Source organism: Massilia violaceinigra (genome assembly GCF_002752675.1).
GTDB classification, from domain to species: Bacteria; Pseudomonadota; Gammaproteobacteria; order Burkholderiales; family Burkholderiaceae_D; genus Telluria_A; species Telluria_A violaceinigra.
The window spans coordinates 7195236-7208507 of record NZ_CP024608.1 but is presented as its reverse complement, the minus strand read 5'-3'; the positions used below and the strand labels follow the sequence as shown (position 1 = coordinate 7208507).

At 63.7% G+C, this 13272-nt stretch carries 13 protein-coding genes; 3 read left to right on the top strand and 10 right to left on the bottom strand.

The genetic code is table 11. From position 1 onward, the window contains the following. The first annotated feature begins 104 nt into the window (after positions 1 to 104). Positions 105 to 551 carry a hypothetical protein gene (locus CR152_RS31130; protein ID WP_099881491.1) on the top strand — a complete coding sequence of 149 codons (447 nt, stop codon included), beginning with the start codon at positions 105 to 107 and terminating at the stop codon, positions 549 to 551. Here CR152_RS31130 and cobA read toward each other — a convergent pair. Genes cobA through CR152_RS31100 form a run of 6 tightly spaced genes read right to left on the bottom strand, consistent with a single transcriptional unit; the run spans position 540 to position 6647 of the window. Then, positions 540 to 1322 (bottom strand): uroporphyrinogen-III C-methyltransferase, encoded by a 783-nt coding sequence (cobA, locus tag CR152_RS31125; RefSeq protein ID WP_099881489.1) that lies wholly within the window; start codon positions 1320 to 1322, stop codon positions 540 to 542. The genes CR152_RS31130 and cobA overlap by 12 nt on opposite strands. A 45-nt stretch (positions 1323 to 1367) precedes the next feature. After that, a complete protein-coding gene (locus CR152_RS31120; protein ID WP_099881488.1) occupies positions 1368 to 2675 on the bottom strand; it encodes a sulfate adenylyltransferase subunit 1 in 1308 nt (435 codons plus the stop codon). Next, the gene (gene cysD, locus CR152_RS31115) at positions 2675 to 3613 is read right to left on the bottom strand and encodes a sulfate adenylyltransferase subunit CysD (protein WP_099881486.1); all 939 of its coding nucleotides are present in this window, start codon (positions 3611 to 3613) and stop codon (positions 2675 to 2677) included. The genes CR152_RS31120 and cysD overlap by 1 nt, the downstream gene beginning before the upstream one ends. A 46-nt stretch (positions 3614 to 3659) precedes the next feature. After that, positions 3660 to 4376 (bottom strand): phosphoadenylyl-sulfate reductase, encoded by a 717-nt coding sequence (locus tag CR152_RS31110; RefSeq protein WP_099881484.1) that lies wholly within the window; start codon positions 4374 to 4376, stop codon positions 3660 to 3662. A gap of 8 nt (positions 4377 to 4384) precedes the next feature. Next, positions 4385 to 4966: a DUF934 domain-containing protein gene (locus CR152_RS31105; RefSeq protein ID WP_099881482.1), complete on the bottom strand. Its 582-nt coding sequence runs from the start codon at positions 4964 to 4966 to the stop codon at positions 4385 to 4387. Next, positions 4959 to 6647 carry a nitrite/sulfite reductase gene (locus CR152_RS31100; protein WP_099881480.1) on the bottom strand — a complete coding sequence of 563 codons (1689 nt, stop codon included), beginning with the start codon at positions 6645 to 6647 and terminating at the stop codon, positions 4959 to 4961. The genes CR152_RS31105 and CR152_RS31100 overlap by 8 nt, the downstream gene beginning before the upstream one ends. A 346-nt stretch (positions 6648 to 6993) precedes the next feature. Here CR152_RS31100 and CR152_RS31095 point away from each other — a divergent pair, with 346 nt between their 5' ends. Both CR152_RS31095 and CR152_RS31090 read left to right on the top strand, forming a co-directional pair. Then, positions 6994 to 7935: a CysB family HTH-type transcriptional regulator gene (locus CR152_RS31095; protein WP_099881478.1), complete on the top strand. Its 942-nt coding sequence runs from the start codon at positions 6994 to 6996 to the stop codon at positions 7933 to 7935. Positions 7936 to 7971: 36 nt separating this feature from the next. Continuing rightward, positions 7972 to 8622 carry a class I SAM-dependent methyltransferase gene (locus CR152_RS31090; protein WP_099881476.1) on the top strand — a complete coding sequence of 217 codons (651 nt, stop codon included), beginning with the start codon at positions 7972 to 7974 and terminating at the stop codon, positions 8620 to 8622. A gap of 1 nt (position 8623) precedes the next feature. Here CR152_RS31090 and CR152_RS31085 read toward each other — a convergent pair whose 3' ends face one another. The 4 genes from CR152_RS31085 to CR152_RS31070 form a co-directional block, all read right to left on the bottom strand. After that, the gene (locus CR152_RS31085; RefSeq protein ID WP_099881474.1) at positions 8624 to 9787 is read right to left on the bottom strand and encodes an MFS transporter; all 1164 of its coding nucleotides are present in this window, start codon (positions 9785 to 9787) and stop codon (positions 8624 to 8626) included. Between the two features lie 25 nt (positions 9788 to 9812). After that, entirely contained in the window at positions 9813 to 10598 is a 786-nt protein-coding gene (locus CR152_RS31080) for a DeoR/GlpR family DNA-binding transcription regulator (protein WP_099881472.1), read from the bottom strand. 143 nt (positions 10599 to 10741) lie between these two features. Further along, the gene (locus tag CR152_RS31075; protein ID WP_099881471.1) at positions 10742 to 11752 is read right to left on the bottom strand and encodes a porin; all 1011 of its coding nucleotides are present in this window, start codon (positions 11750 to 11752) and stop codon (positions 10742 to 10744) included. A gap of 250 nt (positions 11753 to 12002) precedes the next feature. Next, entirely contained in the window at positions 12003 to 13238 is a 1236-nt protein-coding gene (locus CR152_RS31070) for a PAS domain-containing sensor histidine kinase (protein WP_229413724.1), read from the bottom strand. Positions 13239 to 13272 lie beyond the last annotated feature (34 nt).

Sequence of the window (13272 nt, the reverse complement as noted above, 5' to 3'; positions counted from 1 at the left end):
CAATGGTTTGTTCTGGATCAGTTCCAGGCGTGTGCAGGGGTTTGACTGAGCCGGCGTTTGCGCTCAAAATTTCTTGATTCTCTATTCTCGCTCCGGTGCCCATCATGCTCAGTGCAACCCTGAAACTGCTGCTCCGCGAAGTTTCCCAAATCGCCAGACGCGGCCGCAATACACTCATCTCGCTGTCCGAAGAACGCCGTACCGCGCTGCGTCTCGACCGCCTGGCCGATCGTCTGGCCGGAATGGGATGCAAGATCGACATCCTGCGCAAGGGCATGAGCGACGGCCGGCTCGACGAACCGCTCGACGCCGACGCCAGCCTGCGTGAGGCACTGCGTGGACTCAAGGAAGATATCCGCACGGTGCGCTGCCAGCTGTCCGCGCTGAGCGGGCCGCGCAGTTCTCCACGCTTGCAGCGTGCGTTCGCGCGTCTGGCGGCTATCGCGGAAAAAACCTACGCCGCGGCTGACAAACTTCAGTGGGAAATCGATGCGCATGACCAGATGAGCGGCGCGCAACAGGCGCCGTCGGATGCGCAGTTAAGCGCTTAACTGGGCCGCGTCGGGCGGCGCGTCGGGTACCGCGTCGCCGCCTTGCGCGGTATCGATCGGCTGGCTGTCGCGCAGCCTCATGGCTTCGCCCAGCATCACCAGCACCGGGCCGTGCGCCGGTCCGAGACCGTGCGCCAGGGTCGCCAGGGTCAGGCGCATGATGCGCTGTTCCGGACGACTGCAATTCTCGATCACCACCACCGGCGTGTCGGGCCGGCGGCCCTGGTCCAGCAGGCGCTGGGCCGTCACGATTGCCTCGCGCCCACCCATGTACTGCACCAGGGTGTCCGAATCGGGAACGACCGTCAGGTCGCCGTGTTCCGGTGCGGTGCTGGATGTAAAAAACGCCACGCTGCGCGCCACGCCACGTTTGGTCAGCGGCTGCTTGGTCGCCGCCGCCGCCGCGACCGCGGTGGTAATGCCCGGCACGACTTCAACTTCGATGCCCGCTTCTTCCAGCGCACGCAATTCCTCATCGGCGCGCCCGAACAGCATCGGGTCGCCGCCTTTCAGGCGCACCACCAGCGCATATTTATGCGCGCTGTCGACCAGCTGCTTGTTGATGAAGGCTTGCGCGGTCGACAACTGACCGCAGCGTTTGCCCACCGCGATCTTCACCGCCTGCGGACACAATGCCAGCATCTCGTCGGTCACCAGTGCATCGTGCAGCACCACATTGGCCTGCGAGAGCAGGCGTGCGCCACGCAGGGTGATGAGATCCTGGGCGCCGGGGCCGGCGCCGATCAGATAGACTTTTCCGAGTGCTGACATAACTGTGTTCCTTTTGCTGGCAGATGATCGCTGGCTGCTACCTGTTTACGCGTCCAGCCGGATCATACCAGCGGCAACCGTCTGGTGAGTCACTTCATCGATCAGAATGAAGGCGCCCGTTGCACGGATGTCCGCATAAGCGTCGGCGGCCAGCGGCTGCTGCACGGTCAGGCCGATGCGCGCGATGTCGTTCAGTTTCAGGCCTTCGGCCGCGTGGCGCTGCTGGGTATTGATGTCGAGCAGAGTATCGATGCCGGTGATCTTGGCCGAGGTCTGCTTGGTGCCATGCTTGATCCAGTACTTGCGGCGCAGGTCGAGCGGTTCGTCCGACATCCAGCACACGTCCGCCTTGAGCGTCTTGAGCAGGGTCGCTGGCTGGTCGGCGCCGGCCAGCAGGTCGCCGCGCGAGATATCCAGGTATTCATTGAGCAGCAAGGTGATCGACTGGCCCACGACGGCCGACTGGTGCGAGCCTTCCAGGGTGAGGATATCCTTGACGGTGGCGCTCTGGCCGGACGGCTGCACCACCAGCTTGTCGCCCACGCTGACCTTGCCCGCTTCGATGCGGCCCATGTAGCCGCGGAAGTCGTTCGCTTCGTGGCCGTTGTGACGCGCCACCAGCTGGACCGGGAAGCGGAACGGCGCCGCGTGCGATTCGTCGTAGACCGACAGCGCCTCTAACAGCGAAATCAGTGTCGGCCCTTCGTACCAGCCCATCTTTTCGCTCGGCTCGACCACGTTGTCGCCGGTCAGGGCCGACAGCGGAATCGGCGTGATGTCTTTCAGCCCCAGGGTGGCGGCAAATTCCTTGTACGCCTTGACGATGCGGTCGTACACGGCCTGGTCGTAGTTCACCAGATCCATCTTGTTGACGGCGACGACCACGTGCTCGATCTGCAGCAGGTGGGCGATGGTCGAATGGCGCTTGGTCTGGATCAGCAGGTCGACGCCGCCGTCTTCACGCAGCTTGACCTTGGAGACGTCGATCAGGATGATCACCGCGTCAGCGGTCGAGGCACCGGTGACCATGTTGCGGGTGTACTGCTCGTGGCCCGGGGTGTCGGCGATGATGAACTTGCGCTTGGGCGTGGCGAAGTAGCGGTAGGCCACGTCGATGGTGATGCCCTGTTCGCGTTCGGCTTCCAGGCCGTCGGTGAGCAGCGACAGGTCGACGGCGTCGCCCACGGTGCGCTTGTGCTTAGAGCGCGACATGGCGTCGAGCTGGTCGGCGAAGATGCCTTTGCTGTCGAACAGCAGGCGCCCGATCAGGGTGCTCTTGCCATCGTCGACCGAGCCGGCCGTGATGAAGCGCAGCAGACCGCGTTCGGTTGGGTTGTCAATGCGAGCGTTCATCAGAAGTATCCTGCTTTCTTACGTTTTTCCATCGAGGCTTCGGAGGTCTGGTCGTCCATCCGGGTGGCGCCGCGTTCGGTGATCTGGGTAATGGCGGTTTCGGCGATGATCGCTTCGACCGTCGATGCATCCGACGATACAGGGCAGGTGCACGAAATGTCGCCCACGGTGCGGAAGCGCACCACCTGGGTTTCGACAGTCTCGCCTTCGCGTGCCGGCGTCAGGTCGGTCAGGGGCACCAGCAAGCCGTTGCGCGGAATGACCTGGCGCTCGTGCGCGAAATAGATCGGCGGCAGCGCCAGTTTTTCGCGCTGGATGTAGAGCCACACATCGAGTTCGGTCCAGTTCGAGATCGGGAACACGCGCATGTTTTCGCCCGGGTGCACGCGGGTGTTATACAGGTCCCACAGTTCCGGGCGCTGCGCCTTAGGGTCCCACTGGCCGAATTCGTCGCGGAAGGAGAAGATGCGTTCCTTGGCGCGCGCCTTTTCTTCGTCGCGCCGCGCTCCGCCGATGCAGGCGTCGAATTTGTGTTCGGCGATCGTCTCCAGCAAGGTCACTGCCTGCGCCGCGTTGCGCGAATCGGTCTGCGGATTACGCAGACGCACGGTGCCGCGCTTGATCGAGTCTTCGACCGAGCCGACGATCAGGCGCTCGCCCAGTTCCGCCGCGCGGGCGTCGCGGAAGGTGATCACTTCGGCGAAATTGTGGCCGGTGTCGATGTGCACCAGCGGGAACGGGAATTTACCCGGCCGGAAGGCTTTTTCGGCGAGGCGCAGCAGCACGACCGAGTCTTTCCCGCCCGAGAACAGCAGGGCGGGATTGGCGCATTCGGCGGCGACTTCGCGCAGGATGTGGATCGCTTCCGATTCGAGCGCATCCAGGTGGCGCGCGTTGACGTCGGTCAGCACGCGCGGGGTATCGGTCAGTGTAGTCATGGTGGCGAGGCCTATGTTTTCTTATGGTGGCGCGCAAGCAGACGCTTTACGCAGCCACGGATTTAATGCGGATCAGTTTACCATCGACCAGATGCAGGCCGCATTCCTTGGAGTCCGGGTTTTCCCACCACCAGCGCCCGGCGCGCACGTCTTCGCCCGGTTCCACGGCGCGCGTGCAGGGCGCGCAGCCGATCGATGGAAAGCCCTGGTCGTGCAGCGCGTTGTACGGCACGCCGTTGTCGCGGATGTAGTTCCACACATCGGTTTCCGACCAGTCGGCCAGGGGATTGAACTTGACCATGCCGTGGGCGGCGTCGTCTTCCTGGATGTCGAGCTGCGCGCGCGTGGTGGACTGCGCGCGGCGCTGGCCCGTTACCCAGGCCTTGCTGCCGGCCAGGGCGCGGCCCAACGGTTCCACCTTGCGGATGCGGCAGCACTCGCGCCGCATGTCCACGCTCTCGTAAAAGGCGTTCAGGCCGTGCTGCGACACGTAGGCGTCCACCGCTTCCGGCTGCGGCTTGTACAGCGCGATGTCGTAGCCGTAGGTATCCTTGACCTGGGCCAGCACCGCCAGCGTTTCCGGGTGCAGGCGGCCGGTTTCGAGCGAGAAGATCCCGATCGGCAGGTTCGCCTTGAGAATCAGATCGGTCAAAACCATGTCTTCGGCGGCCAGGCTGGAGGCAAACACCGCCGGCGAGTATTCGGCGGCGATGCGCTCCAAGGTGGCGCGGGTGCTGGCGACGAGGGCGGAGATGTCGTTCATGGCGTGCCTCAGATGCCGTAGCCGACGTCGGTGCTGTCGATGCGCACGTCGCGTTCGTGGCGGCGGAACAGCGGCGCCTTGATGTCGACCGAGGCCTGGTACACCTCGGAGAAATCGGTCAGGCCCTTGAGCGCGTCGTGGATATTGCGGTCCTGGCGCGTGGCAAAGGCGTCGAAGCCGCAGCGGTGCATCTGGAACAGCTGGTCGCGCAGCACGTCGCCGATGGCGCGCAGTTCGCCCTGATAGTTCAGGCGCATGCGCACATTGAACGCGGTCGAGTAGCCACGGCCATCGGTAAACTTGGGGAAGTCGATGGCGATGACGGCGAATTTATCCAGGTCGTCCTTGAGCGCTTCGGCGCGTTCGTCGGGGGCGAGCCAGACGCCGATGTCGCTGCGTGCGCCCAGGACGGCGCGCTGCGCCTGCCACACCGTCAGCGGGACGATGACTTTGCCGTCCGGGACCACGACCGTGTCGGGCGCTTCGGCGACGACGCCGGTTTCAGCGTCAAGCACGGCCAGGCGCAGCACGCTCCAGTCGTCGGCGACGACCGCGCGGTGTTTGATGATTTCCTTGTGCGACTCAAGCATAGTGGTCTTCTCCAACCAGTTGGCCCGCCTTGATCGGCGTGGCGTACACATGTTCCTTGAACGGTGCGATGCCCAGGCGCTGGGCGGTGTCGACAAACCGTTCATCTTCGTGGCGTTCGCGCACGTACACCTGCAGCAGGCGGTCGACCACTTCGGGCATTTGCAGCGCCGAGAAGGACGGGCCGATGATCTTGCCGATGGCCGCATTGTTACCTTGCGCGCCGCCGATCGAGACCTGGTACCACTCGCTGCCATCCTTGTCGACTCCGAGCACGCCGATGGAGCCCACGTGGTGGTGACCGCAGGCGTTGATGCAGCCCGAGATATTGAGTTCGATCTCGCCGATATCGTGCTGGTAGTCGATGTCGTCGAAGCGCTCCGCGATGGCGGCGGCAATCGGGATCGACTTGGCATTGGCCAGCGAGCAGAAGTCGCCGCCCGGGCAGCAGATGATGTCGGTCAGCAGGCCAATGTTCGGCGTGGCCAGGCCGTGCGCCTTGGCTTCCTGCCACAGCGCGAACAGGGCCGATTGCTTGACGTCGGCCAGCACCAGGTTCTGCTCGTGCGTCACGCGCAGTTCGCCGAAGCTGTAGCGGTCCGCCAGGTCGGCCACGAAGTCGATCTGGGTCGCGGTGGCGTCGCCCGGCGGCACGCCGGTTTTTTTCAGCGACAGCAGCACCACGCTGTAGCCCGGCACCTTGTGCGCCTTGACGTTACGCGTGAGCCAATTGCCGAAGGCCTTGTTGTCGGCATGCTCCGCGCGCACGTCGATGTTGGGCAGCGTTTCGTAGGCCGGCGGCGTGAAGTAAGCCGCCACGCGCGCCATTTCCTCGTCGGTCAGGGTGGAGGCGCTGTCTTTCAGGTCGACCCATTCTTCCTCGACCTGGCGCGTGAATTCCTCGACGCCCATGGCTTTGACCAGGATCTTGATGCGCGCCTTGTACTTGTTGTCGCGCCGGCCGTAGCTGTTATACACGCGCATGACCGCTTCGATGTAGGTCAGCATGTGACGCCACGGCAGGAATTCGCGCACCACGCTGCCCAGGATCGGAGTGCGGCCCATGCCGCCGCCAACCATGACCTTGAAGCCGATCTCGCCCTCGTCGTTGTGCACCACGGTCAGGCCGATGTCGTGCACCGCAATCGCGGCGCGGTCTTCCACGGCGCCGTTGATGGCCACCTTGAACTTGCGCGGCAGGGCGGCGAATTCGGGGTGGAAGGTGCTCCACTGGCGCAGCACTTCGGCGTACGGGCGGGGATCGATGATTTCATCAAGCGCCACGCCGGCGTATTCGTCGGCCGTGATGTTGCGGATGCAGTTGCCCGAGGTCTGGATGGCGTGCATCTCGACCGAGGCCAGGTCGGCCAGGATGTCCGGCGTCTGCTCGAGTTCGATCCAGTTGAACTGGATGTTCTGGCGCGTCGTGAAGTGGCCATAGCCGCGGTCGTACTTGCGGGCGATGTGGCCGAACATGCGCATCTGGCTTGATGACAGCAGGCCGTACGGCACGGCGATACGCAGCATGTAGGCGTGGCGCTGCATGTACAGGCCATTTTGCAGGCGCAGCGGCAGGAATTCGGCTTCGGTCAGCTCATCGTTGAGGCGGCGCTCCACCTGGCCGCGGTATTGCGCGATGCGTTCCCTGACGATGAGGTGGTCGTATTGGTCGTAACGGTACATATGTCATCCTGATTTTTAAGGGGCCTCGAAAAACCTACTGCGCGGCGCAATTTTCGCCCGGGACGCGAAAGTCCTGCGATGCTCACCGTACCTTCGTACGGCTGCGCTTCTCTGACGAAACTTGCGCCGCTCGCTACGGTTTTGCGAGGCCCCCCATTTTGGGGGTTCTTCGGGGGCAACTGCATGAGACTGTCCCCAAACTAGCCTCAATAGTAATAAACTCGTCCTATATTCCAAAGGACTAAGAATTTATTTGCTTATATGCGTATCCGGCATAAGCATTCTTATAAAATGCTGGTTGATATTTATTTTGAGTATCTTTCCGGCCTGCGAGAGCAAAAAAGCAATGAACCTCCATCAATTACGCTTCGTGCGCGAAGCTGTGCGGCAGAATTACAACCTGACCGATGCGGCCAAGGCCTTGTTTACGTCCCAGCCCGGGGTGTCGAAAGCGATTATCGAGCTTGAAGAAGAGCTCGGCGTTGACATTTTCACCCGCCATGGCAAGCGTATCCGCGGCTTGACCGAGCCCGGCCGGCTGGTGCTGGAGTCCGTCGAGCTGATCATGCAGGAGATCGACAGCCTGAAACGCATCGGCAAGGAGTACGCGGCGCAGGACAGCGGCAGCTTCACCATTGCCACCACGCACACCCAGGCGCGCTACACCTTGCCGAAAGTGGTGCAGGCGTTCATGCTCAAGTACCCCAAGGTGCGCTTGTCGTTGCTGCAGGGCAATCCGCGCCAGATCGCCGAGATGGTCCAGCGCGACCAGGCCGACCTGGCCATCGCCACCGAATCGATCGCGGGCATTGACGGGCTGATCACATTGCCTTGTTACCAATGGGAGCACATGGTGGTGGTCCCGCCCGACCATCCGCTGCTCAAGTCCAAGGCGGTGTCCCTGGAAGAAATCGCCACCTACCCGCTGATCACCTACGATGGCGCTTTCGCCGGGCGCAGCAAGATCGACCATGCTTTCGGTCTGCGCGGACTGAAACCGGACGTGCTGCTCGAAGCCATCGACGCCGATGTCATCAAAACCTATGTGGAACTTGGCATGGGTATTGGTATCATAGCGGGCATGGCCTTCGACGCCGAGCGCGACAAGAACCTGCGCGCCATTCCGGTGGGGCACCTGTTCGGCATGAATATTTCGCGCGTGGCCGTCAAGCAGGGCGCCTATCTGCGCAGCTATATCTATACCTTCATCGAATTGCTGGCGCCGACCCTGAACCGCAAGCTGGTCGAGTCGGCCATGAGCGGCACCAAAGAAACTTACGAGCTGTAAAGCATCAGTACCAAGTACATCACCATCAAGAAAAATATGATCACCGAACAATCCGCACAGTTTTACGCCAAGAGCGCCTCCAACCACGACCGCATCTACGACCGGCCGGAACGCAAGGACGACCTGGCCGCCATGCGCGGCCATGTGGCCGAGACCCTGCGCGGCCATACCGTGCTGGAACTGGCCTGCGGCACCGGTTACTGGACCGCCGTCATCGCCGGCACGGCCGACAAGGTCGTCGCCACCGATATCAATCCTGAAATGATCGCGCTGGGCAAACTGCGCGCACTGCCTGCAGACAAGGTGGAATTCAAGGTGGCGGACGCGTGGAATTTGCCGGACGACATCGGCAGCTACACGGCCGTGTTCATCGGCTTCTGGTGGTCGCACGTCAAGCGCGAAGAGCAGGAACGCTTCCTGGCGCACCTGCGCACCAAGGTCGGCGACGACATGTTCATCGTCCTGCTGGACGATGCCTATGTCGAAGGCAGCAGCGAAACCGTGGCACGCACCGATATGGAAGGCAATACCTACCAGATCCGCATTGCGCCCGATGGCGAGCGCTACGAAATTCCCAAGACGTACCCGTCCGACAGCGCGCTGCGCAAGAAGCTGGCCTCGTCGGTACGCGAGATCAAGATCGTGCGCCTGGAATACTACTGGCTGCTCACCTGCCGCCTGAAGTAAGTCATTTCGATACGGCCTTGGGCGCGCTCGACGCGCCCAGTTTCGCGCTGGCCGCGATCAGCAGCATCGCGCAGCCGAGCCCGGCGAACGCCACGGGCAGGCTGGTGGCGTGCGCCACAAACCCGATCGCCGCCGGTCCCGCCAGAATCCCGGCATAGCCGAGCGTGGTGATCGCTCCGATCGCCAGGCTGGCCGGCATCGCGCGCTGGCTGCCGGCCGCGGTGAACAGAATCGGCACGATGTTCGAGGCGCCCAGTCCGATCAGCACGAAGCCAGCCAGCATGCCCGCCACCGACGATGCCAGCACCGTGCAGAAAAAGCCGGCCGCCGCGCACAGGCCGCCCAGCAGCAGCACCCGCTGGCCGCCCAGTTTGCCAACCACCTTGTCGCCCGTCAGGCGCCCCAGCGTCATGGCGATCGCAAACGCCGCGTAACCGAGCCCGCCCTGGCCGGCGCCCGCAGCGGGGCCGCGTCCGTCGGTCAGCAGCAGGGCGCTCCAGTCGAGGATGGCGCCTTCGGCCAGGAAGCACAGGAAGCACAGCGCGCCGATCAGGATCACCGCGCCGTGCGGCATGACAAAAATGGGCGCGTCGCGTACCTGCGCATCGGTCTCGCGCCGCAGGCCGGACGCCGCACCGGCCAGCACAGCGCCGACCAGCAGGGCCAGCAGGACGGCGGACGCGGTCGGGCTCAGGCCGAGCCACAGCAGCAGCGCCATGCTGCCCGCGCCCAGGAAGCCGCCCACGCTGAACAAGCCGTGAAAGCCGGACATCAGCGCCTCGCCGCTGTTCTTTTCCACCACCACCGCCTGGATATTCATCGCCACGTCCAGGGTGCCGATGGCCGCGCCGAAGACGAACAGCACGCAGCCGAGCAGCAGCGCACTGGGCGCGAAAGCCAGTCCGGGCAGCACCAGGCAGACGATCAGACCGGAGCACAGCACCACCGGCCGCACGCCGAAACGCGCTGTGAGGAAACTGGTGGACGGCATCGCCAGCAGCGATCCGGCGCCCAGGCACAGCAACAGCAAGCCGAGCTGCGCTTCTCCCAGGCCGAGGCGCAGCTTGGCCAGCGGCACCAAGGGCGCCCAGGCCGACATGGCCAGGCCGGCGGCAAGAAAAGCGAGGCGGGTGGAAAGGCGTTGTTGCGGTCCGGTGTCAGGCATGGCTTCTTTCGGAAAAGGGTGGCGATCAGGGCTTGGCGGCGCGCAGCACGCGCACGCCGCGCGCCGCGAAGGCGTCGGCCTGGCGCACGTCGATATCATGCTCGCCAACCAGGACGCTCACGCTGGCCGCCTCCAGCACCGCGTACGGCGCGGCGGTGCCGACCTTGTCGTTGGTGGTGGCGACCAGCACCGTCTTGCTGAGCGAAGCGACATGGCGCTTGAATTCGGCTTCCTCGAAATGGATGGCGCTCACGCCGGCCTGGGCGTCGACCCCGCAGGCGCCCAGGATGTACAGGTCGGGGCTGATCAGTTCGAGTTCGCGCAGGGCGGTCGCGCCGATGCTGGCGCCCGTCTCTGCATGGATGCGCCCGCCAATGACGATCAGTTCGATCAGCGGCTTGTCGATCAGCGCGGCGGCAACCGCCGGGGCGTTGGTGATGACGGTCAGCCGGTGTTCTCCCAGCGCGGCCGCGACCGCCAGGTTGGTCGAGCCGGCATCGATGAACACGACGCTGCCGGGCGTCACGCAGGGCACTGCGGCGGCGGCCAGGTGCGCTTTACGGCCTGTCTGGGCCGCGCGGCGCTGCGCCGGGGTGCCGCCCGGGGCGGCGGGTAGCGGCATGCGCAGGGCGCCGCCATAGACCTTCTGGCACAGGCCGGCCGCGGCCAGGTCGCGCAGATCGCGCCGGATGGTGTCTTCGGACACTTGCAGCCATTGCGCCAGGTCGGGGGCCAGCACCCGTCCATCGGTTTGCAGGCGTTGCAGGATGAGGGCGTGGCGTTCCTGCAGGAGGAGGGGATCGGTCGGCATGTAAGCATTCAACAGGAAGCAATGCGCACAAATATACATGAATACGCACAACCGTGCAAACCGGCATAAAAAAACCCCGCAAGCTGCGAGGCAGCGTGCGGGGTTTTTTGTTTCAGCTAAGCGCGCCTGAACGCGCCAGTGAATTAGAACGCGTGACGAACGCCAACTGCCAGCGCGGTTGGATCAGCACCGAACGCGGTTGCTGGTGGGATGACGTTTGCGCCAGCCGAGTAGATGCCGAAGGTTGCTTTGTCGTTGTTACGCAGCATGGCGTACGAAGCGTACACATTGGTGCGCTTCGACAGCGAGTACGAGTAAGCCAGCGAAGCGCCGTTACCCTTGGCGCCGCCTTCCAGTTTGTTTTGCTGGACGTTACCGTAGATCTTGTTCGAACCGAAGGTGTACGACAAGCCGGCGTTGACCTGCTCATACTTGTTGCCGGCACCGGTTGGGTTGGCAACCATGTAGTTACCGCGGATTTCGACTGGGCCCATGGTGAAGCCTGCACCGACGATCATTTCCTTGTCGTCGCCGGAAGCCAGACGCTCAACAACGTGGTAACCGCCGCCAACGTAGATGTTGTTGGCTTTGTACTCAACTGCCAGACCCATCAGATCTTGCGAAGGACCGGTTGCGGTTTCGCCCAGGCCATAACCGGCGCTGACGATCACGCCGCCCATCGAGTTCGATTTGTAGTTGACCGAGTTGCTGATGCGACGGGTCAGACGGCCTGCGCCGAACGAGCTCAAGTTGGTGCCGTAGAAGCCCTGGCCGTTGATATCGCTAGCGTTAGCGACGTCAGCGATCGGAGTGTATTCGCGGCCGATCAGCACGGAGCCGAAGCCACCTTTCAGGCCAACCACCGAGCGGCGGCCGAACAGGACGCTGTCGCCGGCGCCGGTGTCGAGATTAACGCCAGCTTCCAGGTTGAACACGGCGCTCAGGCCATTGCCCAGATCTTCAACGCCGCGGAATCCGATACGGCTGGTCGACTGGTTGCCGGAATTGACGACCGTACGGCTGCCGCCCTTAACGTCCGTGTCTTCTTTCGCCAGGGAGGCATCTGCCACGCCGTAGATCGTGACGCTCGATTGAGCGGAAGCGCACAGAGGAATTGCAGCGGCCAGGACAACAGCCATCAGTTTGCATTGCATATAAATCTCCAAAAAGTTGCACAGATAAGTGTCGATTAACCAGGGATGCTCTTAATCGGACGTAATTATAACTTCCACGTATGTCAAATCCATGACAAAGTGAAATGTGGCGAAAAAGAGACAGGGTAGATTTGCCGGGGAACAAGACGTCAATACCGTCTAATTGCACGCTTCGAGTGCGCTTAATGGCACCCGGGAGAAATGGTGCAACGCCGCATACCGCCCGTCGTTACAGGCGGTCTGGGAAATGTCAGGGAGCCGGCGGCGGCAGGGGGCGGGGCCGTTCCGGTGCGCTCGCGGCGGGCTCGGCGCCGGCCTCATCGTTCGTGCTTTCGGGCAACGGCAACACGATGTCGATGCGGGTTCCGGGCGGATCGTCGCCGCTGACGGTGATTTCGCCCTTCATTCCCCACACCCGTTCGCGCATGCCGATCAGGCCGAGTGACTGGGCTTTTTCCATGTCGGCGGCCTGGATGCCGCGCCCGTCGTCGCGGATCGAGACCAGCAGCTGGCCATCGATGCGGTAGACATACATGGTCACATTGCTGGCGCCGGCGTGACGCGCGATATTGGTCAGCGCTTCCTGGACGATGCGGAAAATGGCGGTGCTGGCGCCATCGTCGAGGCGCAGCTCGGCTTCGTCGGCGAACAGGGAGCAGGCGATGCCGTGCCGTTCGACGAATTCGTCGCGCAAGCCCTGCAGCGCGAAATACAGGCCGCCTTCGTCGAGCGCGCGCGGGCGCAGGTTGGTGGCGATGCGGCGCAGCGAGGTGATGGCGGTCAGGAGGTTCTCTTCCATGCCTTTCATCAGGCGCTGGCCGTTCTTGCCGGCGCCGGGCTCCTTTTGCAGCAGGTTCAGGTCCATGCGCAGCGACGCCAGCAGCTGGCCGAGGTCGTCGTGCAGCTCGCGCGCGATGTGGGCGCGCTCTTCCTCGCGCACGGTTTGCAGGGCCGACGAAAGCTGGCGCAGCTGGGCGTGCGAGCGCGACAGCTTTTCCTGCACCTGCTGGCGCTCGGTGACGTCGCGCAGGATGATGGTGTAGATGGTGCGGTCCGCTTCGATCATGCTCGAAATCGAGCCTTCGAGGGGGAAGGTTTCGCCGCTGGCGCGCACGCCGGTGACGGCGTAATCGGTGGCGCGGCGCCCGGCGCGCCCGGCCACGTCGCCGAAATAGGCGGGCGCGGCGTCGCCGGTGACGGTCGGCAGCGGGGCGATGAACTGCTGCAGCGGACTGCCCTGCATCCGTTCCACGGTGGTCGAGAACATCGCCGCGGCCGACGGATTGGCCAGCACGATGGTCTGCGTATCGTCGGTGGAGATGATCGCTTCGCTCGCGTTCTGGATGATCTCGCGGCTGTGGCTGCGCGCAAAGCGCGGCCAGCGGTTATACGCGAACAAGCGCGCGAGGGAGTGACCGCCCAGCAAACCGAGGACGAACATGACCGCACCCCAGCTCAGGAAGCGGGAAGAACGCTGTTGTGCCATGCGCGCCTGCCGTTGAAGGCCCGCGGGACGCGGA